Source organism: Streptomyces sp. NPDC047049, from assembly GCF_040643995.1.
Taxonomy (GTDB): domain Bacteria; phylum Actinomycetota; class Actinomycetes; order Streptomycetales; family Streptomycetaceae; genus Streptomyces; species Streptomyces mooreae.
In genome coordinates this window covers 55,826-82,114 of sequence record NZ_JBEYVM010000020.1, presented here as the reverse complement: position 1 = coordinate 82,114, position 26,289 = coordinate 55,826, and the positions used below count along the sequence as shown (strand labels likewise).

At 73.0% G+C, this 26,289-nt stretch carries 22 protein-coding genes and 1 pseudogene; 13 read left to right on the top strand and 10 right to left on the bottom strand.

The features are described from left to right. Positions 1–80: 80 nt before the first annotated feature. Positions 81–3,257, top strand: a complete 3,177-nt coding sequence (locus tag ABZ851_RS31090; RefSeq protein ID WP_361134612.1) for a cytochrome P450 — start codon at positions 81–83, stop codon at positions 3,255–3,257. Positions 3,258–3,353: 96 nt separating this feature from the next. Here ABZ851_RS31090 and ABZ851_RS31085 read toward each other — a convergent pair whose 3' ends face one another. Beyond that, positions 3,354–3,893, bottom strand: a complete 540-nt coding sequence (locus ABZ851_RS31085; protein WP_361134609.1) for a DUF2165 domain-containing protein — start codon at positions 3,891–3,893, stop codon at positions 3,354–3,356. A gap of 176 nt (positions 3,894–4,069) precedes the next feature. On the opposite strand from ABZ851_RS31085, the gene ABZ851_RS31080 reads away from it, so the two are divergent. Next, a complete protein-coding gene (locus tag ABZ851_RS31080; RefSeq protein WP_361134606.1) occupies positions 4,070–5,104 on the top strand; it encodes a phosphatidylinositol-specific phospholipase C domain-containing protein in 1,035 nt (344 codons plus the stop codon). Here ABZ851_RS31080 and ABZ851_RS31075 read toward each other — a convergent pair. The 7 genes from ABZ851_RS31075 to ABZ851_RS31045 form a co-directional block, all read right to left on the bottom strand. After that, a complete protein-coding gene (locus ABZ851_RS31075; RefSeq protein WP_361134603.1) occupies positions 5,076–6,215 on the bottom strand; it encodes a serine protease in 1,140 nt (379 codons plus the stop codon). The two genes, ABZ851_RS31080 and ABZ851_RS31075, sit on opposite strands and share 29 nt — an antisense overlap. A gap of 403 nt (positions 6,216–6,618) precedes the next feature. After that, entirely contained in the window at positions 6,619–7,548 is a 930-nt protein-coding gene (locus ABZ851_RS31070) for a phosphatidylinositol-specific phospholipase C (RefSeq protein ID WP_361134600.1), read from the bottom strand. A gap of 146 nt (positions 7,549–7,694) precedes the next feature. Further along, the gene (gene egtD, locus ABZ851_RS31065) at positions 7,695–8,657 is read right to left on the bottom strand and encodes an L-histidine N(alpha)-methyltransferase (protein ID WP_361134597.1); all 963 of its coding nucleotides are present in this window, start codon (positions 8,655–8,657) and stop codon (positions 7,695–7,697) included. Continuing rightward, positions 8,654–9,409, bottom strand: a complete 756-nt coding sequence (gene egtC, locus ABZ851_RS31060; protein WP_361134595.1) for an ergothioneine biosynthesis protein EgtC — start codon at positions 9,407–9,409, stop codon at positions 8,654–8,656. Before egtC ends, egtD begins: the two co-directional genes overlap by 4 nt. A 37-nt stretch (positions 9,410–9,446) precedes the next feature. Further along, positions 9,447–10,766 carry an ergothioneine biosynthesis protein EgtB gene (egtB, locus tag ABZ851_RS31055; protein WP_361134592.1) on the bottom strand — a complete coding sequence of 440 codons (1,320 nt, stop codon included), beginning with the start codon at positions 10,764–10,766 and terminating at the stop codon, positions 9,447–9,449. After that, entirely contained in the window at positions 10,763–12,040 is a 1,278-nt protein-coding gene (gene egtA, locus ABZ851_RS31050; RefSeq protein WP_361134588.1) for an ergothioneine biosynthesis glutamate--cysteine ligase EgtA, read from the bottom strand. Before egtA ends, egtB begins: the two co-directional genes overlap by 4 nt. A gap of 322 nt (positions 12,041–12,362) precedes the next feature. Then, on the bottom strand, positions 12,363–13,574 hold the full coding sequence (locus ABZ851_RS31045) for a pyridoxal phosphate-dependent aminotransferase (protein WP_093491234.1): 1,212 nt from the start codon (positions 13,572–13,574) through the stop codon (positions 12,363–12,365). 114 nt (positions 13,575–13,688) lie between these two features. Between ABZ851_RS31045 and ABZ851_RS31040 the strand changes: the two genes are divergently transcribed. The 5 genes from ABZ851_RS31040 (at position 13,689) to ABZ851_RS31020 (ending at position 18,511) form a co-directional block, all read left to right on the top strand. After that, complete coding sequence (locus ABZ851_RS31040; RefSeq protein WP_361134585.1) at positions 13,689–14,420, top strand: helix-turn-helix domain-containing protein; 732 nt, start codon at positions 13,689–13,691, stop codon at positions 14,418–14,420. Then, complete coding sequence (locus tag ABZ851_RS31035) at positions 14,417–14,899, top strand: hypothetical protein (protein WP_361134582.1); 483 nt, start codon at positions 14,417–14,419, stop codon at positions 14,897–14,899. Before ABZ851_RS31040 ends, ABZ851_RS31035 begins: the two co-directional genes overlap by 4 nt. 152 nt (positions 14,900–15,051) lie before the next feature. Continuing rightward, positions 15,052–16,050, top strand: a complete 999-nt coding sequence (locus tag ABZ851_RS31030) for an NADPH:quinone oxidoreductase family protein (protein ID WP_361134579.1) — start codon at positions 15,052–15,054, stop codon at positions 16,048–16,050. Beyond that, positions 16,047–17,321 (top strand): acyl-CoA dehydrogenase family protein, encoded by a 1,275-nt coding sequence (locus tag ABZ851_RS31025; RefSeq protein WP_361134576.1) that lies wholly within the window; start codon positions 16,047–16,049, stop codon positions 17,319–17,321. The genes ABZ851_RS31030 and ABZ851_RS31025 overlap by 4 nt, the downstream gene beginning before the upstream one ends. Next, positions 17,318–18,511: an acyl-CoA dehydrogenase family protein gene (locus ABZ851_RS31020; protein WP_361134573.1), complete on the top strand. Its 1,194-nt coding sequence runs from the start codon at positions 17,318–17,320 to the stop codon at positions 18,509–18,511. The genes ABZ851_RS31025 and ABZ851_RS31020 overlap by 4 nt, the downstream gene beginning before the upstream one ends. 66 nt (positions 18,512–18,577) lie before the next feature. Here ABZ851_RS31020 and ABZ851_RS31015 read toward each other — a convergent pair whose 3' ends face one another. Then, entirely contained in the window at positions 18,578–19,132 is a 555-nt protein-coding gene (locus ABZ851_RS31015) for a hypothetical protein (protein ID WP_361134570.1), read from the bottom strand. A gap of 203 nt (positions 19,133–19,335) precedes the next feature. On the opposite strand from ABZ851_RS31015, the gene ABZ851_RS31010 reads away from it, so the two are divergent. Continuing rightward, positions 19,336–20,718 (top strand): hypothetical protein, encoded by a 1,383-nt coding sequence (locus tag ABZ851_RS31010; RefSeq protein WP_361134567.1) that lies wholly within the window; start codon positions 19,336–19,338, stop codon positions 20,716–20,718. Between the two features lie 105 nt (positions 20,719–20,823). Here ABZ851_RS31010 and ABZ851_RS31005 read toward each other — a convergent pair whose 3' ends face one another. Further along, complete coding sequence (locus ABZ851_RS31005) at positions 20,824–21,366, bottom strand: cell wall hydrolase (RefSeq protein ID WP_361134564.1); 543 nt, start codon at positions 21,364–21,366, stop codon at positions 20,824–20,826. A gap of 102 nt (positions 21,367–21,468) precedes the next feature. On the opposite strand from ABZ851_RS31005, the gene ABZ851_RS31000 reads away from it, so the two are divergent. The 5 genes and pseudogenes from ABZ851_RS31000 to ABZ851_RS30980 all read left to right on the top strand — a co-directional run. Beyond that, a complete protein-coding gene (locus tag ABZ851_RS31000) occupies positions 21,469–22,698 on the top strand; it encodes a S1 family peptidase (protein ID WP_361134561.1) in 1,230 nt (409 codons plus the stop codon). Between the two features lie 254 nt (positions 22,699–22,952). Then, positions 22,953–23,399: an acyl-CoA thioesterase gene (locus tag ABZ851_RS30995; RefSeq protein ID WP_361134760.1), complete on the top strand. Its 447-nt coding sequence runs from the start codon at positions 22,953–22,955 to the stop codon at positions 23,397–23,399. 114 nt (positions 23,400–23,513) lie between these two features. Continuing rightward, positions 23,514–24,419: a LysR family transcriptional regulator gene (locus ABZ851_RS30990; RefSeq protein ID WP_361134757.1), complete on the top strand. Its 906-nt coding sequence runs from the start codon at positions 23,514–23,516 to the stop codon at positions 24,417–24,419. A 146-nt stretch (positions 24,420–24,565) separates the two neighbouring features. Further along, a complete protein-coding gene (locus ABZ851_RS30985) occupies positions 24,566–25,735 on the top strand; it encodes a CoA transferase (RefSeq protein WP_361134558.1) in 1,170 nt (389 codons plus the stop codon). 86 nt (positions 25,736–25,821) lie between these two features. Continuing rightward, positions 25,822–26,268 (top strand): annotated as a pseudogene (locus tag ABZ851_RS30980) (acetoacetate decarboxylase); the annotation flags it as partial. Between the last annotated feature and the right edge of the window lie 21 nt (positions 26,269–26,289).

The window sequence follows — 26,289 nt, the reverse complement described above, 5'->3', positions numbered from 1 at the left end:
AGCGAGCACCGAAAAACCACTGCACAATCATGCAGTTGTCCGGGCGTGACCTGCACCTGGGTGCCTGCACGCTTGGAGACATGACCGACACCATCGCGCTCCACAGCGACGCACGTGCCGCCGATGACGGCATTCCGGTGGCCGACCTCACGGCGACCGGGCTCACCCACACGCCCATCCAGCAGTCCATGGACCTCGCCCGGCTCCACGGCCCGGTCTTCAAGCGCAAGTTCGGCGAGCGCGAGACGCTGTTCCTGTCCTCGCTGGACCTGGTCACCGAGGTCGCCGACGAGTCACGCTTCGCCAAGGGCGTGTCGGTCGTCCTGGAGAACGTCCGAGAGTTCGCCGGTGACGGTCTGTTCACCGCCTACAACGACGAGCCGAACTGGGCCAAGGCGCACGAGGTCCTGATGCCGGCCTTCGCGCTCGGCTCGATGCGCACCTACCACCCGGCGATGCTCAAGGTCGCCCGCCGGGTGATGGCGTCCTGGGACCGGCGGGTGGCCGACGGCACGCCCGTCCAGGTCGCCGAGGACATGACCCGGATGACGCTGGACACCATCGGGCTCGCCGGTTTCGGCTTCGACTTCGAGTCGTTCTCCCGCGGTGACAGCGCGCATCCGTTCGTCGAGGCGATGGTGCGCTGTCTCGAATGGAGCATGACGAAGTTCTCCCGGGACCCGGATGAGGACCACTCCGCCGCGGACGCGGCGTTCCAGGCCGACGCCGACTACCTCGCGTCGGTCGTCGACGAGGTCATCGCGGCCAGGACGGAGAGCGGACAGACCGGCGACGACGATCTGCTCGGTCTGATGCTCGGCGCCGGGGGCCAGGAGGGCCGCGGGCCGTCCCTCGACCTCGCCAACATCCGCAACCAGGTCATCACCTTCCTGATCGCCGGCCACGAGACCACCTCGGGCGCGCTCTCCTTCGCCCTCTATCACCTGCTCAAGGACCCGCTCGCGCTGCGCATGGTCCAGCGCGAGGCCGACGAGCTGTGGGGTGACCGGAGCGACCCCGACCCCTCGTTCGAGGACATCGGCCGGCTGCCGTTCACCCGTCAGGTCCTCAACGAGGCGCTGCGGCTGTGGCCCACCGCCGCCGCCTTCACCCGGCAGGCGCGCGAGGACACCCTGCTCGGCGGCCGCTACCCGGTGCAGGCGGGGGAGCTGGTCACGGTGCTGACGCCGATGCTGCACCGCGATCCCGCCTGGGGCGACAACCCCGAGCTGTTCGACCCGTCCCGCTTCAGCCCGGAGGCCGAGGCGGCCCGCTCGCCGCACGCCTACAAGCCGTTCGGGACCGGTGAACGCGCCTGCATCGGGCGGCAGTTCGCGCTCCACGAGGCGACCATGCTGCTCGCCCTCCTCGCCCACCGCTACCGCCTGATCGACCACGGCGACTACCGGCTGCGCATCAAGGAGACGCTGACCCTCAAACCGGACGGGTTCACCCTCACCCTGGCCGCCCGTACGCCCGCCGACCGGGCCGCGGTCCGCGCCGCGCCGGCCGTGCTCCCCGGCGGCGGCGCCGGCGCAGCGGACGCCCCCGCGACCGACGACGGGCTGCCCACCCGCGCCGTGCAGGGCACCGGCCTGCTGCTGTTGCACGGCAGCAACTACGGCACCTGCCGGGAGTTCGCCGAACGGCTCGCCGACGAGGCCACCGGGCTCGGCTTCGACGCCGATGTGGCGCCGCTGGACGCGTACGCCGGTGCGCTGCCCGCCGACCGGCCCCTCGTCATCGTCGCCGCCTCCTACAACGGCCGGCCCACCGACGACGCCGCCGCCTTCGTGAGCTGGCTGAACACCGCGCAGGACGGCGCCGCCACCGGCCTCCCGTTCGCCGTCCTCGGCGTCGGCGACCGCAACTGGGCCGCCACCTACCAGCACATACCGACCCTCATCGACGACCGGCTCGACGCACTCGGCGGCGACCGGCTGCTGCCGCGGGCCGAGGCCGACGCCTCCGGCGACCTGGGCGGCACCGTCAAGGAGTTCACCGCCGCGCTGCGCACCCGATTGCTGACGCGCTACGGCGACCCGGCGAGCATCGGCGCGAGCGCACCGGACGCCGAGGACACCGGCTACACCGTCACCGAGATCACCGGCGGTCCGCTGGACGCGCTCGCCGCCCGTCACGGCCTCGTCCCGATGACCGTCACCGAGGCCCACGACCTCACCGCCGAGGGCTGGCCGCGGCCCAAGCGCTTCCTGCGCATCGCCCTGCCGGACGGTGTCGGCTACCGCACCGCCGACCACCTCGCCGTGCTGCCGGCCAACGCCCCGGCCGCCGCCGAGCGGGCCGCCCAGGCGCTCGGCGTGGACCCGGACACCGTCCTCGCGCTGCACTCAGGGCGCCGTCCGAGCCGCGACACGCTGCCCGTCGACCGGCCCCTGACGGTGCGTGAACTGCTGACCCACCACCTTGAGCTGGGCATGCGGCCCACCCCGGAGCAGGTTGCCGTACTCGCCGCGCTCAACCCCTGCCCGCCCGAGCGCCAGGCCCTGGAGAACGTCGCCGAGGACGATCCGCGCACCCTGATCGACCTGATCGAGGCCCACCCGGCGCTGCGCGGCGCGCTGCCCTGGCCGACGCTCCTGGAGCTGCTGCCGGCCCTGCGCATCCGGCACTACTCCCTGTCGTCCTCACCCGCCACCGACCCCCGGCACGCCGATCTGATGGTCTCGCTGCTGCCCGGCGGCACCGGCTCGACCCATCTGCACTCCCTGCGGCCCGGTGACACCGTCCTGGCCCGCGTCCAGCCCTGCCGTGAGGCCTTCCGCCTCGACGCGGACGAGGACACCCCCGTCATCCTCATCGCGGCGGGTACCGGTCTCGCGCCGTTCCGCGGTGCCGTCGCCGACCGCCTCGCCGCGGGCCGGCGCTCGCCCGCCCGGCTCTACTTCGGCTGCGACGACCCGGCAGCGGACTTCCTGCACGCCGCGGAGTTCGCCGCCGCCGAGGCCGCCGGTGTCATCTCGATGCGGCCCGTCTTCAGCGAACGCCCCGAGAACGGCCACCGCTTCGTCCAGCACCGGATCGCCGCCGAGGGGGCCGAGGTGTGGGAGCTGCTGCGGGCCGGCGCGCGGGTGTACGTCTGCGGGGACGGCAGCCGGATGGCCCCCGGGGTACGGGCCGCCTTCCGTGAACTGCACGGCGCGAACACCGGCGCCTCGCCGCAGGAGTCCGAGGCCTGGCTGCGCGAACTGACCGCCTCCGGCCGCTACATCGAGGACGTGTACGCGGCCGGCTGAGGCCCGGTGCCCCTCTGCCGGCGGGCCGGATCATCCGGCCCGCCGGCAGAGATGGGGGAGAGGGAGAGTGGCGGGGAGCGGTGGGCCGGGTGCCGGCTACTCCCCGCTTTCCTGTTTCCCGGCCGCAGCCGGCAGATGGACCACCACCAGCGCGATCCCGGCGACCGTGAGGTTACGGGTCGCGGCCTCCAGCCCGTTCCACTGCTTGGACTGCCACATCGAGAACCACTCGCCGCCTATCGCGAGGAAGCCCACCCCGAACAGCAGCACCATCATCAAGAGCCCGACCGTGCTCAGCCGCCGGGCACGGGCGATGCTGCCGCGCCGGGCGCCGACGACCCACAGCGCGGTGGCCGCGAGCAGCACCGCGGCGGCCACCGCCTCCCAGGCGATGATCGCCACGTACGCGGCGTCCTGCAGCGCCTGTGAGCTGACGGCCCGCCACATCAGGTCCGGGTCCTTGAACGTCGTGTCCATGGCCAGCACATGGCGGACGAAGTCCCGGTTGGTGCCGAAGTCGGTGATGTTGCCGAAGGCGACGAGTGAGATGTAGAGCGCGACCGTCCCGGTGAGAACGGCCGCGGCGAGCGGCACTGTGGTACGCGGTGCGAGTTCGGTGGGGTGTCTGTCGGTCATGCGCCCTCCACGGCGGTTCCTGTCATCTGCTGTTTCCTTGTCTGTCGCGGCCCTTATGGTCCCTCATCTGCCGAACTCCCGTACGCTGCTCCCCGGTCGGCCGGGGGAGGCACCGGCCGAAGGGGCGTGTCCGGGAGCAGTGCCGGCGGCCGAAGACCTGGAGGAAAGCGGGGCACATGAACGGAAAGCGGTGTGTGGGGACGGTCGCCGCCGCGGCGGCGGCAGTGATCGCGGTGAGCGGGCCCGCGGGCGCCGAGCCGCCCACCACGACATACGGCACCAGCACGTCCGTGGGTGTCCACAACGCTTATGACAAGGAGAAGTACCACTACTTCGCGGACGCCCTGGACTCCGGAGCCGCACTGCTCGAACTCGACCTCTGGTCCAACGGGCTGGGCCGGTCCTGGCGCGTCTCGCACAGCAACCCGCTCGGGAACAACAGCAACTGCGAAGGGGCCGCGAACGCCTCGGAGTTGCGCACCAAGAACCGCGACCAGGACTTCGCCGGCTGCCTGGCCGATATGAAGGCCTGGCACGACGCCCACCCCGGCCACCGCCCGATCCTGCTCAAGGTCGAGATGAAGGACGGCTTCAACGCCAAGGGCGGCCGTGGGCCCGCCGAGTTCGACGCACTGGTACGGCAGAAGCTGGGCGATGCGGTCTACGGCCCCGGGGACCTCACCGGCCGGCACGCCACCGCCGACGAAGCCGTGCGGGCCGGCGGCTGGCCCTCCCGGGCCGGCCTGGCGGGCAAGTTCCTGTTCGAGCTGATACCCGGCACGGTCGAGGAGAAGAACCCGTTCGACAAGCTGTGGACGGATGTCGAGTACGCCGGCCACCTCAAGAGCCTCGCGGCGCAGGGAAAGCTGGCGCGGTCGACGGCGTTCCCGGCGGTGCACGGGGCCGCTCCCGGCGACCCTCGCGAGCGCTACACCGACCCGTCGCTGCGTCCCTGGTTCGTGGTCTTCGACGGCGACGCCGCGACGTATCTGAACGGCAGTATCGACACCTCGTGGTACGACACCCGCAACTACCTGCTCATCATGACCGACGCGCACAACGTGCCGCCGGTCATCGACGGGACCCACCCGACCGAGGCGCAGGCGCTGGCCCGGGTCCGGCAACTCGCCGCGGCGCACGCCAGCTTCGCCACCGCCGACTGGTACCCGCTGCCGTCCGTCCTCAAGACCGTGGTGCCGCGCGGGGCATGACACCCGACGCGGCGGCCCGGGTGCCGGGCTGGGCGGCCCGCGGGTCCGGTTCCGTCGTCGCCCGCCGGTAGAGCGCGGCCACCTCCGCGCCGAACCGGCTGCTGTACGAGACGAGGTCGTCGCCGCCCTCGTGGAGACCGCCTATCACGCCGATCAGCGACCCGGTGCCGGTGGCCGGGTCGAGGTCGGTGAGCATCGGCCCGCCGCTCGTCCCGTTCGGGAAACCCGGGCAGACGAACCGGAGTTGGGTCGGGCCCTGGGCGTCCGCCGTGTGCCGGCAGCTGACCGGGGTGTCCTGGTCCTCGGGGTAACCGGTCAGCTGCGCCGGGCGTCCGGCCGGCGCGCCGAACCGGATCCGTTCGGCGCCGGTGACGTCCTCGATCCGGCCGCCGGGCCGCCCCGCCCGGCGCACCCGCAGGAACGCCACATCGTGGTCGGGGTCCCGGTCGCTGATCCAGCGCGGATCGACATGGATCCGGGTGGGAACCCACAGGCCGTACGGCGCGATCCCGTCGTGCAGGCCGGGCGCGAACACCAGCCGGGTGCGGAAGCCGTCGTCGTGCACACAGTGCGCCGCGGTGACGATGAGGTCACCGCCGGGGGCGTGCACCACGCTGGCCGTGCAGTGGTGGACCGGGGCGCCGTCGTCGTCAGGGGAGAAGAGCGCACCGATCGCCGGTGCGGGCGCCGCCGGGGCCGCCCGCAGGGGCCGGGACGCCGTCAGCGGGACCCGCGTCAGGGGGGCCGCCGTCCCACCGCCGTACCGTGCCGTCACCGGCGGCCCCGGCCGCTCCTCGTAGGGGCCGGCGAGCACCGCGGCGGCGGCCTGCTCGCCGTCGGCCCGGGTCGCGAGATAGGAACCGGTGGCGCTGTCCCCGGCGGCGAGGAACGGATCGCGGGACGGGGGTCCCAGGGCCAGTGCGGTGCTGCCCACGACCACGGTCAGCACCCCGAGCGCCAGGGTCGCCCGCAGCGGAACGCCGGGCCGGCCGCGGCCGGTGCAGGCCGGGCCGCCGGGACCGAGGCAGTCCTCGGCCGCCGGTGCCCCGGCGTTCCGGTCCGCCCCGCCGGCGTGGTCCGCCGGCTCGGTCCCGCGTGCGCTCGTCTCCACCAGCCGCCGCCTCGCCGCATCAGCCGGCATTACCCCGTCGGATGCTGGGGTGACACCGGAACCAGACATTTCACCCAGTCTGATGCAAGGATGCGTGCCGTGGTTCGGTCACTTGGCGCAACATTCCGCTCAGGCGACGAAGATCACGAACAAAAGGCCGCACCGGAAATCCCGGCGCACCCGCCGCACGAGGCGCCCGGCCGCCAGGTCGCGGCGAGCGGGACGGCCGCGCCGCCGGGGCGCGGTCCGCTGGGCCGGTCGGGTGACCCGCGGGGGTGCCGGCCCCGGCCCTCCGCGGCGGGCCGAGGCGCGGGCCGGACGGGTGCGTGGCGGAGGGTGCATGGCGGACGGGCACGTGGCGGACGCGCGCGTGCCGGAGCGCCGTACACCCCACGGCCCCCGCTCACGCCGCGAGCCGTACCCCCTGCCCCGCGAGCTGGTGCCGGATCAGCGTCTCGGCCAGGCCGGTCTCGTTCGGGAAGTCCATCGGGACGATCCCCAGGCCCGTCCAGCCGCTCCCTTCCGGGCCCTCCAGCAGCCGCTTTACCTGCGGGTTGAGCCGGTCCGCGGTGGAGCGGGGCGGAAGCAGCGCGGCGGTGCTGACGTAATTGACGAAGAGCTTGCCGGGCTGGGTGACCGCCTTGCGGAACTGGGCCTCGATCTTCGGGTACTTCCCGAACGGCTCCGCCATGTAGTCGTCCTGGATGTCGAACAGCTGCGGATCGCCGTAACGGACGCCGCCCAGCCCGTCGGAGTCCGCCAGCAGGACGACCCGGCCGCGGGCCTGGCCCAGCGTCGGCAGCCCGGCGTCCAGCCGGAACAGCGACCGGTAGCCCTTGTCGTCCAGGTAGCTGCCGAAGATCCGGCGGAACTCCTCGGCGCTGACCTCCGAGTACTCCTGCTTGACCCGCATCAGCACCGTCTCGGAGGGATGCGCCCGCAGGAACGCCCGGCAGGCGTTGAGCACATCACCGAACATCAACTCCTGGTAGAAGGCGCCGTGATGGATGGCGAAGACGTTGTCGATGGCGCGGCAGCGGACGTCCAGGAAGCGGATACCGCTGCTCAGCTGGGCGTCGACGGGGGTGTTCTGGCAGGCGACCCAGGGGCCGCCCACCCGGGCGCCCGAGTCATGGGTGCCGGGGAGGGTGAGCCGCTGGACGGGGGTGGCGTCGCCGAGCGCCGACATCCAGTCCTGTACGGACAGCCGGGGGGCCCGGGGCTGGGCGGCCTGCGCCGTGTACTGCGCGCTGCCGACACCCGCCAGCACCCCGGCGGCCGACAGCCCGGCCGCGCCCCGGAGGAATCCCCGTCGATCCAGTCCCAGCCCCATGCCGCTTCCCCTGTCCGTCGAGTCTGCGTGGTGCGCAGCGGCAGCCCCGGCGCGCACCGGCGATCGGGGCATCGAACCACAGGGAGCGTACGAGCGGCACCCGGCCGGCGGGCCCGAGGGGCACGCCGGCCGGGAAGGGGCGGAAATCAGACGCGGAAGGACAGCGACAGCGCGAAGCGGTCCGTGCTGTCCGTCCACCAGTTGCTCAACTCCAGTCCGGCCGACGCGAGTTCGGCCCGCACGCCGTCCTGGCGGAACTTGGCCGAGACCTCGGTCCGCAGGTCCTCGCCCGCGGTGAAGCTCACCGCCAGGTCCACTCCGGGAATCTTGACGGTCAGGTCCTTGCGGGCCCGCAGGCGCATCTCGATCCACTCGCGCTCGTCGTTCCACAGGGCGACATGGTCGAAGTCCGCCGGGTCGAAGTCGCCGCCCAGTTCACGGTTGATGACCTCCAGGACGTTCTTGTTGAACGCGGCCGTCACGCCCTGCGGGTCGTCGTAAGCGGCCACGAGCGTGGCCTCGTCCTTGACCAGGTCGGTGCCGAGCAGCAGCGCATCGCCCGGGGAGAGCATGGCGTGCACGGACTGCAGGAACGCGGCGCGCTCCTCGGGGAGCAGGTTGCCGATGGTGCCGCCGAGGAAGGCGAGCAGCCGCGGGCCGGGGGTGCCGGGGAGTTCGATGCCCTGCTGGAAGTCGGCGACCAGCGCGTGCACGCTGAGGCCGGGATGCTCGGCGAGCAGCGTCTCACCCGCCACGGCCAGCGCGGATTCGCTGACGTCGATGGGCACATAGGAGTGCAGTTCGGTCAGCGCGCCCAGGAGATGGCGGGTCTTGTCGGAGGAGCCCGACCCCAGCTCGATCAGGGTGCGGGCCCGGGTGGCCGCGGCGATGTGGTCGGCACGGGTGAGCAGGATCTCCCGCTCGGCGCGGGTCGGGTAGTAGTCGGGCAGCTTGGTGATGTCCTCGAACAGCTCGCTCCCGCGGGCGTCGTAGAACCACTTGGGCGGCAGCTGTTTGGGGGTACGGGACAGGCCCTGGGCGACGTCGGCGCGCAGTGCGGCCGCGGTGGCGTCGGCAGGCAGGGTGCGGGTGATGCTGAGCGGGCTCACGTGGCGGGCTCCTTGAGCGGGGTGAGGTGGACCTCGGTTCCGGTGGCGCGCAGCAGGGTGCGGTCCGGGACCTCGGTCCAGTGGGGGGCATCGTCGTACGGTTCGGAGGCGACCACCGTGCCGCCCTGGGGAACGGCCAGGTGGCACAGCGTGTCGCCCCAGGTGGTGGCGGCGATGGCGGTGCCGTCGGTCAGCAGCAGATTGAGCCGGGAGGCGGGTGCGGCCGCGGCGACCGCCGCCACCGTGCCGGCCAGTGCCTCGCCGAGCTCGTCGCCGCGCGCCAGCCGGTGGCGGACCAGCGCCCACAGGAACGCCGCGTCGCAGCGGGCCGGCAGCCGCAGCAGCTCTCCCGGCGGCAGCTCGGCCGCCAGCGGGGCGAGCCGGTCCGGCCAGCCGGACACCGCGCCGTTGTGGCTGAACAGATAGCGTCCCTCGGCGTACGGCGCGGCCGCGGCCTCGGCGTCCGCACCGGCCACGGTGGCATCGCGCACCGCGGCCAGCAGCGCGCCGGTGCGCACCACCCGCCCCAGGTCGGGCAGCAGATCGTCGCCCCAGATCGGCCCGGCCCGCCGGTAACGGGCGGGCACCGGATCGCCCGGCGCGTACCAGCCGACGCCGAACCCGTCGGCGTTGACCGTCCCGTACCGCTGCCGGCGCGGTTCCCACGACTGCCGGTACAGGCTGTGCGGCGGGGCCAGAACCACCTGTCCGATGGGGATTTCGGGCCCCAGATAAGCAAGATGACGGCACATCAGGCACCAGCCTCCCGGGTCGGCGGGGCCGCGGCCGTCATGCGTCCGCCGCCGGGTCGGCGTCCCGGGCGGTGCGGAACCCGGAGAAGATCTGCCGGCGGACCGGCAGGTCCCAGTTGCGGAAGGTGCCCCGGCAGGCGACCGGGTCGACGGCGAACGAGCCGCCGCGCAGCACCTTGTACTCGTCGCCGAAGAACACCTCCGAGTACTCCCGGTAGGGGAAGGCGGCGAAGCCCGGATACGGCAGGAAGTCGCTCGCCGTCCACTCCCACACATCGCCGATCAGCTGCCGTACGCCGAGCGGCGACCGGCCCTCCGGGTAGCTGCCGATCGGTGCGGGCCGCAGATGCCGCTGGCCGAGGTTGGCGTGCGCCGGCGTGGGGTCCTCGTCGCCCCAGGGGTAGCGCCTGGCCCGCCCGGTCACCGGATCGTGCCGGGCGGCCTTCTCCCACTCGGCCTCGGTCGGCAGCCGCCGGCCGGCCCAGCGCGCATAGGCGTCCGCCTCGTACCAGCTCACATGGAGCACGGGCTCGTCCGGCGGCACCGGCTCGGTCACCCCGAACCTCCGGCGCAGCCACTGGCCCCCGTCACGCTTCCAGAACAGCGGTGCCCGCAGCGCGTGCTCCTGTACCTGGGCCCAGCCCTCCGGGGCCCACCAGCGCGGGTCCTCGTAGCCGCCGGCCTCGATGAACCGCTGGTAGGCGCCGTTGCTGACGGGGGTGGTGTCGATCAGGAAGGAGGGCACCAGCCGGTGGTGCGCGGGCCGCTCGTTGTCCAGCGCCCAGGGCTCGGTGGAGCTGCCCATGGAGAACGGCCCGCCGGGCACCAGGACTTCAGCGGGAAAGATGTCGTCGCAGGCGGGCGGTGGCTCGGGCGCGGTGAGCACAGCGGGACCCGCACGGAGCTGGTGGGTGATGAGCATGGTCTCGTCGTGCTGCTGCTCATGCTGCGCGATCATGCCGAAGGCGAAGCCGGAGTCGAGCAGCGGACCGCCGTGCAGCTCGGTGCGCTCCAGGATGTCCAGCACCCGGCCGCGGACCTCGGCGACATAGCCGTGCGCCTCGTCGGGCGCGAGCAGCGGAAGCGAGGGGCGCCGGGCCCGGGGGTGTTCGAAGGCGTCGTAGACGGAGTCGATGTCCGGGCGCAGCGCGTCCCGGCCGCCCACGGTGCGCAGCAGCCACTGCTCCTCCTGGTTGCCTATGTGGGCCAGGTCCCACACCAGCGGGGACATCAGGGGGGAGTGCTGCGCGATGAGGTCGGGATCCTCGACACAGGTGGTCAGCAGGCGGGTGCGGTCACGGGCGGCGAGCAGCGCCGAGGCCGCGCGCTCACGAAGGAGCTCGGGATCGGGGGTCACTGGCTCTCCTTCCCAACGATGAGATCGCCCTCCGCGGCGTACAGGGCGTCGAGATGATCGTCCGCGGGGCAGCGGCCGCGTGCCACATACCGTTCGGTGAACTCCGCGACCGCCGCCCGCACCTCGGCGGAGGCGCCGAGCCGCGGCAGGGCTTCCTGGGCGGCGGCGAAGCAGGCCACCGCCGCCGTGTGCAGTTCCGGGTCGGTCAGCGCCGCGCGGGCGGCGCGCCGCCACAGCGGATTGCGCGGGGCCGGCCGGGAGCCCGCCGTCTCCGCAAGGGGTTTGACGATGCGGTACGCCCGCTCCGCGGCCTCCGGGTCGTCGAACAGCGCGGCCGTGACGGCCAGCGGCACGACCCACCCGGCGTCGCCCGACTGCGCGTCGATCATCCGCAGTTCCAGATGACCGCGCGGCCGTACCGGCGGGAAGAGGGTGGTGAGGTGGTAGTCCAGATCCTCCCGGGTGGGCGGTCTGGGCACGCCGGTACGGACCCATTCGCGGAAGGTGAGCCCTTCCGGCGCGTCCCAGGGCCCGTCCTCGGCGCGGATGCACATCACCGGGGCGTCCAGGACATACGCCACCCAGGCGGTGCGCGGGTCGGCCCCCTGCGGCGGGGCGAGCGTACGGCCCGGGTCGAGCTGCGACCAGACGACCTGGCGGGTGGTGCGGTAGCCGGTGGGGCAGCCCTCGCTGGTGGGCGAATTGGCGAAGGCCGCGGCCAGCACCGCGCCCAGCAGGTGCGCCAGCAGCCAGCGCCGACCGTGCCCGAGCGGCCCCGGCTCCTCGTAGCCGGCGTCCACACACACCTGCACGGAAGCGGTGGCGCACATCATGGACCGCCCGGCGGAGCCCCAGCGGTCGAAGTACGCCTCCATGGCGTTGTAGCGCGGTTCGGTCAGCACCCGCTGCGGGCGGTGCCACGGGTTGTGACCGTGGCCGGCCATGCCCAGGCCCATGGCCAGCATGGCGGGGCGCACCAGCGCGAGATCGGCGGTGACCGCCTCGATGCACTCGGAGAGGGTGCGGGCGGGGAGCGAGCTGAGCTCCAGCTGGCCGCCGGGCTCGAAGGTCAGGAGGGAGCTGAGGGGAAGGGCGCGCAACGTCGTTGCCGCGCTGCGCAGCCGGTCCGGTTCGAGGGGACATCGGGGGTTGCGCGCGTCGTGGACCAGCCATTCGATCTCGACGCCGATACGGCGCGGAGGCCCCGTCTTGAAGCATATTCCGCGCAGGTGAGCTTCCAGCTCCGCTTCTGTTTCCGCAGGCCGTACGGGCATGGAATCCCTCTCCCTGGTGGGGTGGCGGCAGGATTGCCGCCCTCCACCTAATCCGCTGCGGGCGATGCGCTCAAGGGCGCGTTCGCGCCGCGGCCGGCGGGACGGGCCGTCACGGGGCGGGCGGGCCGTCCGGGCCGGGAGGCCCCCGGACGGAGCCGCGGCGCCCTCCCGGCGCCAGGACGGCCTCCTGGCCCGCCGCGGCGGCCGGTGACCGGACCGGGGGACGGCCGACGGGGGCCGCGGGGGCGTACGGCCGTTCGAGTGAGTGCCGGGTGGGGTGCGTTTTGCCGTGACGGCCCTCCGGCACCTCCGCCGTCCGGTGTCACTGGCGATAGCCCGCCAGGAAGCGCCCGATCCGGCTGATCGCGGCGTCGAGGTCATCGGCGTGCGGGAGGGTGAGGATGCGGAAGTGGTCGGGGTGCGGCCAGTTGAAACCGGTTCCCTGGACGACCTGGATCTTCTCCCGCAGGAGGAGGTCGAGGACGAACTTCTCGTCGTCGTGGATCTTGTGGACCGCGGGATCGAGGCGGGGGAAGGCGTAGAGCGCGCCCCTGGGCTTGACGCAGGAGACGCCCGGGATCTCGTTGAGCCGCTCCCAGGCCCGGTCGCGCTGCTCGCGCAGCCGGCCGCCCGGCAGCACCAGGTCCTCGATGGTCTGACGGCCGCCGAGTGCGGCCTGGATGGCGTACTGGGCGGGCGCGTTCGGACACAGTCGCATGGACGCGAGGGTGCCCAGGCCCTCCAGATAGTCGGCGGCGTGCTGCTTGGGGCCGGAGACCACCAGCCATCCGGAGCGGAAGCCGGCCACGCGGTAGGACTTGGACAGTCCGCTGAAGGTGAGGCAGACCAGGTCGGGGGCGAGCACCGCGGCGTGGTGGTGGACCTCGTCGTCGTACAGGATCCGGTCGTAGATCTCGTCGGCGAAGACCATCAGGCCGTGGCGGCGGGCGAGGTCGAGCATGCCCTCCAGCAGTTCACGGGGGTAGACCGCGCCGGTCGGGTTGTTCGGGTTGATGATGACCAGCGCCCGGGTCCGGTCGGTGATCTTCGAGGCGAGGTCGTCGAGGTCCGGCAGCCAGTCCGCCGACTCGTCGCAGAGGTAGTGCACGGCCTTGCCGCCCGCGAGTGTGGTGACCGCCGTCCACAGTGGGAAGTCCGGTGCCGGGATGAGGACTTCGTCGCCGTCGTCGAGCAGCGCCTGTACCGCCATCGAGACGAGTTCGGAGACGCCGTTGCCGAGGTAGATGTCGTCCACGTCGACATCCGGCAGCCCGCTGCGCTGGTAGCGCTGGGCCACCGCGCGGCGGGCCGAGAGGATGCCCTGGGACTCCGTGTAGCCGTGCGCGCGGGAGAGGTTGCGCAGCATGTCCTGCAGGATCTCCTCCGGGCACTCGAAGCCGAACAGCGCCGGGTTGCCGGTGTTCAGCCGCAGCACGCTGTGGCCGGCCTCCTCCAGTGCGTCCGCGTGCTCGATCACCGGCCCGCGGATTTCGTAGCAGACGTCGGCCATCTTGCTGGACTGCTTGAACTGCATGCGGTGGCCTCCCGGTCCCTCGCTCACCGCGCGGCGCGGCAGCATTCGATACACCGTACTTGGTTTTACCAAGTGGGGACTTGGAAAGTCCAACCTCTGTCTATGCTGGGTGTCATGCCGCGCCGAAGTTATGACCAGTACTGCGCCGTTGCCCGAGCCCTGGACGCCGTGGGCGACCGCTGGACGCTCCTGATCGTCCGGGAGCTGCTGGGCGGCTCCCGGCGCTACACCGATCTGCACGCCGATCTGCCGGGCGTCAGCACCGACATGCTCGCCTCCCGCCTCAAGGACATGGAGCGGGACGGCCTGGTCACCCGCCGCCGGCTCGCCCCGCCCTCAGCCGCCTTCGTCTACGAACTCACCCCCCGCGGTCGCGCGCTGCTGCCCGCGCTCACCGCCCTCGCCGACTGGGGCGCCCCCGCCCTCGACGAGAAGCGCCCGACGGACGCGGTGCGGGCCCACTGGTTCGCGGTGCCCCTCGTCGCCCGGCTGGCCCGGCACTTCGCGGAGGGCGTCGAGGTGGTCGGTATCGCCCTCGACGAGGGCGAGTTCCATGTCGTCCTGGGGGGCGGCGGAGCGCAGGGCGACGGCCTGTGCTCCGACGGTCCGGACGGCGGGCACCGCTCCGCGGACAGCGGGTCCGGCTCCGCGGACGGCCGGCCCGGTTATGCGGACGGACCCGCCGAACGCCCCGATGTGCGGCTGCGGATGGACACCGCGACCTGCGCCGAGGTCGCGTACGATCGCCTCTCCCTCGCGCAGGGCATCGCATCCGGCCGGATCGTGGTCACCTGGCCCGAGGCGTCTGGCGAACGGCGGCGACGAACGAGGACGGCAACGGCATGACGAGGCGCCCCCTGGCGGTCTTCGACCTGGACGGCACGCTCGCCGACGCCGGTCACCGGCAGCATCTGCTGCACCGCACACCACGTGACTGGAAGGCCTTCTTCGCGGCCGCCACCGAGGACCCTCCGCTCGCCGAAGGGGTGGCCCTGGCCCTGCGCAGCACGGAGGACTGCGAGGTCGTCTATCTGACCGGCCGTCCGGAGCGCTGCCGCCGCGACACGCTGGCCTGGCTCGCCCGGCACGGGCTGCCCGAGGGCCGGCTGTGGATGCGCCCCGAGAGCGACCGGCGCCCGGCCCGGCACACCAAGCTGGAGATCCTGCGCCGGATCGCCCGCGGCCGCGAGGTCCGTCATGTCGTCGACGACGACGACCTCGTCTGTGACGCCTGCGAAAAGGCCGGCTTCCCGGTGATACGGGCCCGGTGGGCCACCCCGTCCGAGGCCCTGCGCGACGCCCAGCAGCGGGCCGGGCGCACCTGAACCACCTCGCGCGCCTGGCCGGGGCCGGACCGTCCCCGCGATGTGGCGGAGACTGTTCCCTGGAGGATACCGACCGCTTAGTATGTCGCTGGCGAGGGGCGCCGGCGCGCTCTTTGCCCCACCCGCGTATCCAAGGTCTGTGGAGGCACCAGGTGAAGGCATGGCGCGTACACGCGAACGGTGAGCCGCGTGCGGTGATGCGGCTGGAGGAGGTGCCGGACCTGCAGCCGGGGCCGGGTCAGCTGCTGCTGCGGGTGCGGGCCGCCAACGTCAACTTCCCCGACGCCCTGCTGTGCCGCGGCCAGTACCAGGTCCGGCCGCCGCTGCCGTTCACCCCCGGCGTGGAGATCTGCGGCGAGGTGATCGCCGCGGGGGAGGGGGCGGCCGGTGAGACCGGGGCGCGGGTGCTGGCCCAGCCGCCGCTGCCGGACGGCGGTTTCGCCGAACTCGCCGTCGTCGACGCGGCCACGGTCCGCCCGGCCCCCGAGGCGCTGGACGACGCCGAGGCCGCCGCACTGCACATCGGCTACCAGACCGGCTGGTTCGGACTGCACCGCCGGGCCCGGCTCCAGGCGGGCGAGACCCTGCTCGTGCACGCCGCCGCCGGGGGCGTCGGCAGCGCCGCCGTACAGCTCGGCAAGGCCGCGGGTGCGCGGGTCATCGGTGTCGTGGGCGGCGAGGACAAGGCCCGCACCGCCCGCGAACTGGGCTGCGATCTCGTCCTCGACCGGCGCCACGACGACATTGTCGCCGCCGTGAAGGAGGCCACCGGCGGTCGTGGCGCGGATGTGGTCTACGACCCGGTGGGCGGCGAGGCCTACGCCAAGTCCGTCAAGTGCATCGCCTTCGAGGGCCGGATCATCGTCGTCGGCTTCGCCGGCGGCGCCATCCCGACCCCGGCCCTCAACCACGCGCTCGTGAAGAACTACGCGATCCTGGGCCTGCACTGGGGCCTCTACAACACCAAGGACCCGGCCGCGGTCGACGCCTGCCACGAGGAGCTCGCGGGGCTCGCCGCACAGGGCGCCGTCAAGCCGCTCATCGGCGGCAGGTTTCCCCTGGAGGACGCAGCCGTTGCCGTCCAGCGGGTCGCCGACGGTACGTCCACCGGCCGGCTCGTCATCCTGCCCACGGCCGAGGAGACCCGATGACCGACGCCGAAGACCTGCGCCGGCGCACCGCCGAGCTGCTGGCCGCACACCCTCCGGCCCGTACCGGGCGACTCGACTTCCTGCGCGCCCGCTTCGACGCCGGACTGGCCTGGGTCCACTACCCCGAAGGCCTCGGCGGGCTGGACGCGCCACGCTCCCTGCAAGCGGTCGTCGACGAGGAGTTGGCGGCCGCCGGCGCCCCCGGCAACGACCCCGGCCGCATCGGCATCGGCCTCGGCATGGCCGCGCCCACCATCCTGCGCTTCGGCACCGACGAGCAGAAGCAGCGACTGCTGCGCCCGCTGTGGACCGGCGAGGAGGTGTGGTGCCAGCTGTTCAGCGAGCCCGGCGCCGGCTCCGACCTCGCGGCCCTGGCGACCCGCGCGGTCCGGGAGGACGGGGGCGAAGCCGGCGGTGCGGGCGACTGGATCGTGGACGGCCAGAAGGTCTGGACGTCCAGCGCCCATCTGGCCCGCTGGGCGATCCTGATCGCCCGTACCGACCCCGGCCTGCCCAAGCACCGCGGCATCAGCTACTTCATCTGCGACATGACCGACCCCGGCGTCGAGGTGCGTCCGCTGCGGCAGATCACCGGCGAGGCCGAGTTCAACGAGGTCTTCCTCACCGGCGTCCGCATCCCCGACAGCCGCCGCCTCGGCGAGGTCGGCGAGGGCTGGAAGGTCGCCCAGACCACGCTGATGAACGAGCGGGTGGCCATCGGCGGCGCCCGCATCCCGCGCGAAGGCGGGATGATCGGCGTGGCCGCCGCCGACTGGCGCGCGCGGCCCGAGCTGCGCACCCACGATCTGCACCAGCGGCTGCTGACGCTGTGGGTGGAGGCCGAGGTGGCCCGGCTCACCGGCGAGCGGCTGCGCCAGCAGCTGTCCCCCACCCTCAACTCCTCCCCCACTCTCGGCTCCGCTCGAGCGGGGGGACCCCCACGCGCGGGGGGCGCCCCCACCGGCCAGCCCGGCCCCGAGGGCAGCGGGATGAAGCTGGCCTTCGCCCGGCTCGCCCAGGAGATCAGCGGCTGGGAGGTGGAATTCCTCGCCGAGGACGGTCTGACCTACGACGACTGGACGATGCGCCGCCCCGACGGGGTCGACTTCACCGGCCGCGAGGCCGGCTACCGCTATCTGCGCGCCAAGGGCAACTCCATCGAAGGGGGAACCTCGGAAGTGCTGCTCAACATCGTCGCCGAACGTGTGCTGGGGCTGCCGCCCGAGCCGCGCACCGACAAGGACGTCGCGTGGAAGGACCTCCCCCGATGAACGACGGGACACCCCTGAACGGCACCCCGGCAGCCGACCCCGACCTCCTCTACTCCGCGGAGGAGGACGCGCTGCGTGCTGCCGTACGGTCGCTGCTCGCCGACCGCAGCGGTCCGGCCACCGTGCTCGCGGGCCTGGAGTCGGCGGCCGCCTACGACACCGGCCTGTGGCGGGCGCTCGCCACGGACATCGGCGCCGCGGGCCTGCTGGTGCCCGAAAAGCTCGGCGGAGCGGGCGCGAGCGCCCGCGAGGCCGCCGTGGTGCTGGAGGAGACCGGCCGCTGTGTCGCCCCCGTCCCCTATCTGACCAGCGCCGTCATCGCGGTGACCGCCCTGCTCGGCTGCGACCACGGTCAGGCGGACGTCGCCGCGCCGCTCGCCGCGCTCGCCGGGGGCAACACCGTCGGCGTGCTCGCCGTCCCGCTGCCGACCGCTCCGGGCGGGCCGGCCACACCGACCGTACGGGCCGCGGCCGACGGTGCCCTGACCGGCCGGGTCACCTCCGTCGCCGACGCCGCGGGCGCCGGACTCCTCCTGGTCCCGGCCGGGGGCCCCGACGGCCCGGCCCTCTACGCGGTCGAGGCGGCGGCGGACGGTGTCCGCACCGACCCCGTCACCCCGCTCGACCTCACCCGGCCCCTGGGGCACGTCACCTTCGACGGCGCCCCTGGCCGGCTCCTGGCGACCGGCGACCGGGCCCGCACCGCCGTCGCACACGCCCTGCTCACCGGTGCCGGGCTGCTCGCCTCGGAACAACTGGGCGTCGCCGAATGGTGCCTGGCCGAAACCGTGCGCCACACGGCCGAGCGCACCCAGTTCGGCCGCCCCGTCGGCTCGTTCCAGGCGCTCAAGCACCGGATGGCCGCGCTCTGGCTGGAGGTGGCCTCGGCCCGCGCCGCCGCCCGCAATGCCGCGGACGCACTGGCCACCGGCAGCGCCGACGCTCCGGTGGCGGTCGCCGTCGCCCAGGCGTACTGCGCGCCGGTGGCGGTGCGCGCCGCCCAGGAGTGCATCCAGCTGCACGGCGGCATCGGCATGACCTGGGAACACCCGGCCCATCTGTTCCTCAAGCGGGCCAAGAGCGATGAACTCGCCCTGGGGTCGCCGGGCCGGCACCGGGAGGCCCTGGCGGGGCTGGTCGCTCTCGACGCTCCTCAGCCCTCCACGCCCCCTGGCTCCCGACGCTCCTGAGAGGGCGTCTCCCCGGGGCGCTTCCTGCGGGCGGGCTACCGCGGGCCGGCGGCCGCCCGCGGCCCGTCATTCGGTGATGGTGAAGGTCCGGCTGACGGCGCCGACCGCGCCGTCACCGGCCGTGGCCACCTCCAGGGCGTAGCGGGGGCCCGGCGGCACCTTGGGCAGCGTCACGATCGCCTCACCGGTCGGTCCGGCTTCCGCCCGGGGCACCACCAGGGCCACCCGCTGCGACCGGCCGTGGCCCGTCGCCGCCCGCAGCCAGACGTCCACCTCCTCGCCCGTGCTGTTCTTCCAGGCCGCCGTGAAGCTGCCGTTCGCCTTGTAGTCGACACCGGGCCCCGGCGCGGTCACCTCGATCCGTCCCGTCGGCACAGAGGCGAAGTCCTCCGGCTCCCCGGGTTCTTCGGGGCCGGCGCCGGCCGTGTGGAGGACGGAGGCGGCGGCCCGCGCGGCCGGGCCCGCATGGCCGGACACGGTGGCCGTCGGACGGCCGGCCGACGGCCCGTTCTTGCCGCCGTGCGGGCTCGACGGCGTCAACGAGATCACCAGCATGCATCCGACGGCGGTGGCGGCGACGGCGACGGCCAGATTGGTGGCCATCGAGGTGGCCCTGCACATCGTCTCCTCGTTTCCTCGGGGGAGTGGCGAGCCGGAACATCCCCGGCGCTTTGATCATCAAAAACGACGCGCGGAGCGATCACCTGGATGGCCATCGCCGGCGCGACAGCCGTCGGCGGACGGAGGAGAATCCCCCGGTGCGGGCCGAATCGACCCCGTCACCGGTGATGTCTGGAAAGTGCGGTTCAGGTAGCGTCGAACACATGAAGACCGCAACACGTCGTGCGCTGATCGGGCCGGTTCTCCTGCTGATGGCCGCCCTGCTGGTGGTGGCGGCCGCACTGGCACCGGGAGCCCGTGCCGCCGGCGGGCTCGACGAGGCCGCGGCAGCCCTCAAGAAGGGCCCGGTCTATGTGGATCCCCGTGCCGCGGGGCAGTTCTCCCCGGCCGAAGCGGAGGCGCTGGCCAAGAAGATCAAGGGCGCGGACAAGCCGGTCTTCGTCGCCGTGCTGCCACGCGCCGCCGAGTACCAGCCCAAAACGCTGCTGAGAGATCTCCGCACCAAGACCGGCATCAGCGGCGTCTACGCCGTCGAACTCGGCAACGGCTTCAACGCCGGTGCCGACCCGCGGGTGATGCCGCACAGCGCGGTGCAGAACCTCGTCGGATCGGTCAAGCGCTCCCAGTACCCGAGCGTCAACGCCCGGCTGAACAGCTTCGTCGACACCGCGCTCACCTCGGCGCAGGGCCGGGCACCCGCCTCCTGGGGCGACTCCGGCACCAGCGGCTTCGACACCGGCACCGCGATCGGTCTCGGTGTGCTGGTCGTCGTCGGCGGGGGCGGAGCGTACGCGCTCGCCCGCCGCAACCGCAGAAGGCGGGCCGAGGAGGAGCGGGCGGCGCTGGAGGACCTGCGGGTCGTCGTCGACGAGGACATCACCGCCTTCGGCGAGGAGCTGGACCGGCTCGACTTCCACCCCGGCGAGCCCGGTGCCGACGACGCGATGCGCGCGGATTACAGCCATGCGCTGGACGCGTACGAGAACGCCAAGTCGTCGATGGCGGCGGCCGGGCACCCCGGCGAGGTGCAGGCCGTGACGAAGGCCCTGGAGGACGGCCGGTTCTCGCTGGCCACCCTTGCCGCGCGACGCGAGGGCAGGCCGCTGCCCGAGCGCCGACTGCCCTGCTTCTTCGATCCGCGCCACGGGCCGTCCGTCGCCGATGCCGCCTGGGCCCCCGCGGGCGGTGCGGAGCGCACCGTGCCGGTCTGTGCCGCGGACCAGAGCCGCCTGGACGACGGCCGGGAGCCGCTGGCCCGTACGGTCCGCACCCCGAGCGGCGACCGCCCCTACTGGGACGCGGGTCCGGCCTACGGCCCCTGGGCCGGCGGCTACTTCGGCGGCGGCCTGCTGCCCGGCCTCCTGGTGGGCACGCTGCTCGGCAACATGATGTGGTCGACCGACGCCTATGGTGCCGGCTTCGGCGGCCCCACCGGTGCCGAGGGCGGCGACTCCACCGGAGCCGACTTCAACTCCGACGACTTCGGCGGCGGCTTCGGCGACGGCGGCGGCTTCGACGGCGGGGGCTTCGGCGACGGCGGCGGCTTCGGCGGCGGAGGGGACGGGGGCTTCGGCGGCGGTTTCTGAGCGCGGGACGCCTCACGCGCCGCCGCATCAAGGTGCTCTCCCGCCCGGCCGGCGCAAGGCGCTCCCAGCCCCGCCGCCTCTAGGACCTGCCGCCCCGCCGGGCGCTCAGGGCTCCGTCGGGCGCACCGCCCGCTTGGCGCCGAGGAACCTCCCGTAGCGCGGGCGCGCCGCGAAGTCCGCATAGCGCCATACGGCGGGTTCGCCGACCTCCCGGCACAGGTGCAGGACCTGGTCGGGCCCCAGGTGCACGCCCACATGCGCGCCGTACCCCGCCGGCCGACCGTCGAGCGGCCCGGAGTCGAACAGCACCAGATCCAGCGGTTGCGGAGGGGCGGCCCGCCGTGTTGCGTGTTCGTCCGCCCAGAGTTCCGCCGAGCGCAACGGCGGTATCAGCAGGCCGAAGTGGCGCAGCACGGCATAGGCGTAGCGCTGGCAGTTCGCGCCCCCGGCCAGGTCGGCGAAGGGATCGGGGGCGGCGCCGCCGGGTGCACCGCCCGCCCTCGCCGGGTCGTATGACGGGCATTCAGGTGTCGGCGCTCCCGGATGGCGGGCGCCCGAGTAGGTCACCTTCCGCAGGGCCCGGGGAAGCCGCCGGAAGGCTACCGTGCCACCGGAGGCGGGGATTTGACGGCCGGGGTCGTACCTCACCCGGCCATGATGCAGGGGATCTCCCTCGTGCCGCACGCCCCGGTGTCGAGCAGGCTCGACGAATCGGATCCGACGTGCACTCGACACCGCGAGGAGACCCCGATGGAACGCCGCTTCCGCAAGGCAGCTCTCTGGGGCGCGACCGTCGCCGCCGTCATGGCGGCCGCCGGCCCGCTCGGCCCGGCGCATGCCGTGCCGCGGCCCGACCCGTCGCCCCCGCCCTCGCCGCGCGCCATGCTCGATGCGATGCGCCGGGACCTCGGGCTGACGGCACAGCAGGTGCGCATCCGGCTCGCCCAGGAGGCCGAGGCGCACCGTGCCGTGGCCACCGTGCGCCGGGCGCTCAGCGCACCGCCCGCGGGGATGTGGTTCGAGAAGACGACCGGCAAGCTCGTCGTGGCGGTCACCGGCGCCGCCGATGCGCAGCGGGTACGTGCCGCCGGGGCGGAGCCCAAAACGGTGCCGCACAGCCGCGCCACGCTCTCCGCACTGGTGCAGCAGATCAACCGGAAGGCCGGCAAGGGCGTACCGGGCATCACCGGGTGGGGTGTGGACGAGCGCGCCAACGGCGTCGTGGTCCGTCTCGACCACACCGGGCGCACCGCCCGCACCGATGCCTTCGAGGAGGCCGTCCGCTCTCTCGGGGCGCGCACGAAGGTCCCCGTCACCTTCGAACGCGGCGACCGGCGACCACGTCAGCAGGGCGGCTCGGTGGTGGGCGGCGAGCGGTGGATGCCCGGCAGCGACGGCATCTGCTCGGTCGGCTTCTCGGTGACCGGGCCGGACGGCTTCCAGGGATTCCTGACGGCCGGTCACTGCACCCTCACCGCCGACCAGGACGCGTACGGCAAGGACGGCACCCGCATGGGGGTCTCCAACGAGGGCGGCCGGCACAGCGTCAACGACCGTGAGGGCGACTTCGGGCTGGTGGGGGTCGACCAGCCGGGCTGGACCGTCAGCTCGTACGTGGCGGGCCAGGGCGGTACGCCGGTCGCCGTCACCGGTTCCCAGGAGGGCCTGGTGGGCATGTCGATCTGCCGCTCCGGGCAGAGCAGCGGCTGGCACTGCGGAGAGATCACCCGGGTCGACCAGACCGTGGACTACGGCAACACGGTCATCGACGGCCTCTCGTTCACCAACGCCTGCTCGGCGCCGGGCGATTCGGGCGGTTCGTACGTCACCCAGCCCAACGCCCCGATGGCGATCGGCATGCACTCCGGCGGCGGCGCCGCCACCTGCGGCAACTTCGGCGGTGCCACCGTCACCATCTTCCAGCCGGTCGGAGAGCCGCTGGCCAAGTGGAATCTGCGGCTGAAGACGGGCAGTCCGTGACGGACGCCCCGTGACGGACACCCGTGACGGCCGGTGCCTGACGCGGTCGGTGTCCGCCGGCCCCCGGCGCCTACGATGAGCGGTCGGTGGCCAGGAAGCCCGAGGGCGTCCGAGCGGCGGACCGGCAGGTACGGGCACGAGGCGGTACGGGGACGGGAGAGATCGTGGTGGGAGCGGCACAGGCGCCGGACAGGGAATCCGGTACGGACGGGGGATCCGGCGCGGGCACGGAGACGGCCGGTGCGGAGACGGAGATCGCCGGTGCGGGCGCGGCCGGGCCGTTTGCCGTCCCGGTCACCGTGCGCGGCTACGAAACGGACACCCAGGGCCATCTCAACCAGAGCGTCTATCTGCAGTACGCCGAGCACGCCCGCTGGTCGCTGCTGCAGGCGAGCGGCATCCGCCAGAGCACGATGGTGGAGCGGCGGGTCGGCCCGGTGACCGTCGAGACCACCATCCGCTATCGGCGCGAGCTGCGGGCCGGTGACGAGGTCGAGGTGAGCTGCGCCTTCGTCTGGGGCGAGGGCAAGACCTTCCGGATCGAGCAGACCGTCCGCACGGCGGACGGCACGGTGGCCGCCGAGGTGAGCGCCGTCTGCGGGCTGCTCGACCTCACGGAGCGCAAGCTTCTCAAGGATCCGCGAGCGGCCTTCCGTGACCTGGCCGACGACCCCTCGCTGCTCGGTCTCACCGCCGGCTGACGAGCGCTGTCGGGCTGGTCCGGGGTGCTCCGGGGCGTCCCGGACCACCCCGATGTGCCGCCGCGGTCCGCGAAATCGCGGCCCGGTACCCCCGGGTAGTGTGGGCGGGTGGACATGCTGCACTTGCGCTACTTCGTGGCGGTCGCCGAAGAGTTGAATTTCTCCCAGGCGGCACGCAAGCTGCATATGGCGGCGTCCCCGCTGAGTCAGCGGATCAAGGACCTCGAACGCGAGCTGCACCAGACGCTCTTCGACCGCACCACCCATCACGTCGAGCTGACACCCGCCGGTGCCGCGTTGCTGCCGATGGCACGCGAGGTGCTGGACCGCGTCAACTCCATTCCCTGGCGACTGCGTGAGGCGGTCCGTCCGCAGCGCACCACCCTGCTCATCGGGATGCCCTCCGTGGTGCACCCCCGCCTCCGCGCCCGGGTCCGGGAGCTGGAGGAGGCCTGCGGGGAGACCTGCGAGCTCAAGCGCTGGCCCGGCCGTTCCAGCGGTCTCGCCGAGGCGGTCCGTGACGGCCGGCTGGCTCTCGCACTGGCCCGGCTCCCCGTCGCGGACCCCGCGCTCGGCATCATCGAGGTCATGCGGGAACGGCTCGGGGCGGCGGTTCCCGCCGACCGGTTCGAGGGCCGGGAGTCGGTCACCCTGGACGAGCTGAAGCCATTCCCCTTTGTGGCCACCGCGCCCGAGGCCATGCCCGCGTATTTCGATGAAATCGATGCCCGGCTGAATTCCGCGGGGCTGAAGAAGAGAATCCGCATCAATAGCTCCGATTATGCGGGGACCTCGGAACTGGTGTCCTGTGGCCTCGCGTTTTCGATGACGATGCTTTCTGAGGAGAGCCCGATGCAGCTTTACCGGCTGGACAATGTGAAGGTACTGCCGGTGGTGGACTTCCGGCCCGAACTCGCCACCGGCCTGCTCTTCCGTACGGACCGGGCGGAACCCGGCGGCGACCTTGAAGAGCTCGTCACCACGGCCCGGCGCGTCTTCGCCGAGGAGCTTTTCGCCTGACAGACGGACGCCGGTAATCCGGTGAGAAGGGTATGACCGCTGTGGTCATACCCTTCTTCGTTTCTTGATCGTTCTCATCCTGCGGTATCTCGCCTAGCGTCGAAAGCGAAAACATTCGCAGTGCAGCTACTTCCGCGGGAGCGACAATGGACGCCACGACCGAACACGCCAACGGCCCGCTGGACGGCGTACGGGTGATCGATCTGTCCACGGTGGTGATGGGCCCTTACGCCGCCCAGATCCTCGGGGACCTCGGCGCCGACGTCATCAAGATCGAGTCGCCGTCGGACACCGTACGGTCGGGCCGGTACCGGACGACGCCCGGGATGACACCGCTCAACCTGAACGTCAACCGCAACAAGCGCAGCGTCTCCCTGAACCTCAAGGACGAGGCCGGCCGCGAGCGTGCCCTGGCGCTCATCGGCACGGCCGACGTGCTGATCACCAATATGCGCCCCGGCGCCCTGACTCGGCTCGGCCTGACCTACGCCGACCTCGCCGAGCGCCACCCCGGCCTGGTCTACGCCCACGCCCAGGGCTTCCGCGGCGACTCCGGCCGGGCCGGTCACGCCGCCTACGACGAAACGGTGCAGGCGTCCTCCGGGCTGGTCGACGTGGCCCACCGCGCGCTGGGCCGGCCCGTCTACCTGCCGACGATCATCGGCGACAAGGTCGCAGCGCTGACCATCGCCTACTCGGTGCTCGCCGCGCTGGTGCACCGCGACCGCACCGGGCGCGGCCAGCACATCGAAGTCCCCATGACGGACACCCTTCTCGCCTTCAACCTCGTCGAGCATCTGGCCGGCCACGTCTACGAGCCGGCGGAGGGCTCCACCGGCTTCCCGCTGTCGATGAAGCGCGGCCACCGGGCCGTGTCCACGGCCGACGGGCTCGCCTGCATCGTGCCGTACTCCCCGCAGAACTACCGTGACTTCTTCGCCGCCGCCGGCCGCCCCGACCTCGCCGAGGACCCCCGGGTGGCGGGCCCGTCCATCGAGGACGCCGATGTCGACCCGCTCATGGAACTGGTCGCCCGCTGCGCCGGAGGCCTGACCACCGAGGAGTGGGAGGAGATCTGCGCCAAGCACAGCATTCCCATGGCGCCCGTGCTGGAACTGGACCACGCCGCCGACGATCCCTACGTCCGGGACGGCCACCTCCTCGACCTGGTCGAGCACCCCAGCGAGGGCCCGATCCGTTCGATCGGCATCCCCGTGCGCTACTCCGCCACGCCGGGCTCGGTCCGGCGGCTCGCCCCGCTGCCCGGCCAGCACACCGACGAGGTCTTCGACGAGCTCGCCGCGAAGCTCCGCTGACGGTACGTCACCCCGCCGCACCCCCGCCCCACCCCGAGGACCTGGGCCATGCGCAGCACACCCCCTGCCACCACCCGTCCCGCGGACTCGACAACTTCGCGGCCACGGCGTCCGGGCGCGAGGCGAGCGCCTACCCCAAGACCATCGGATCGCCCGCCCTTTATGTGGACCACGGCGCGCTCGTCGGCGTCCTCGACTACGGCACGGTCCGGGTGGCGACCGCCACCATGGGCTACCAGCACCACGCGCTGGACCCCGACGAGGCGGCCGCACAGATCACCGTGCCCACCTTCATGCTCAAGCTGGTCCCGGGCTACGACGGGGCGCCGCAGGTGGCCCAGTTGGTCCGTACCGAGATCAGCGACGTGACGGTCAAGGGCGCCTGGACCGGCCCCGCCCGGCTGCAGCTGCAGGCGCATGCGCTGGCCCCGCTGGCCGATCTCCCGGTCCGCGAGATCGTCTCGGCGAGCCACCTCCTCACCGACCTCACCCTGGCGCCGGTCGAGCCGGTGTACGACTACCTCGCGCGCTGAACCCGCGCACCGAAGGAAGCA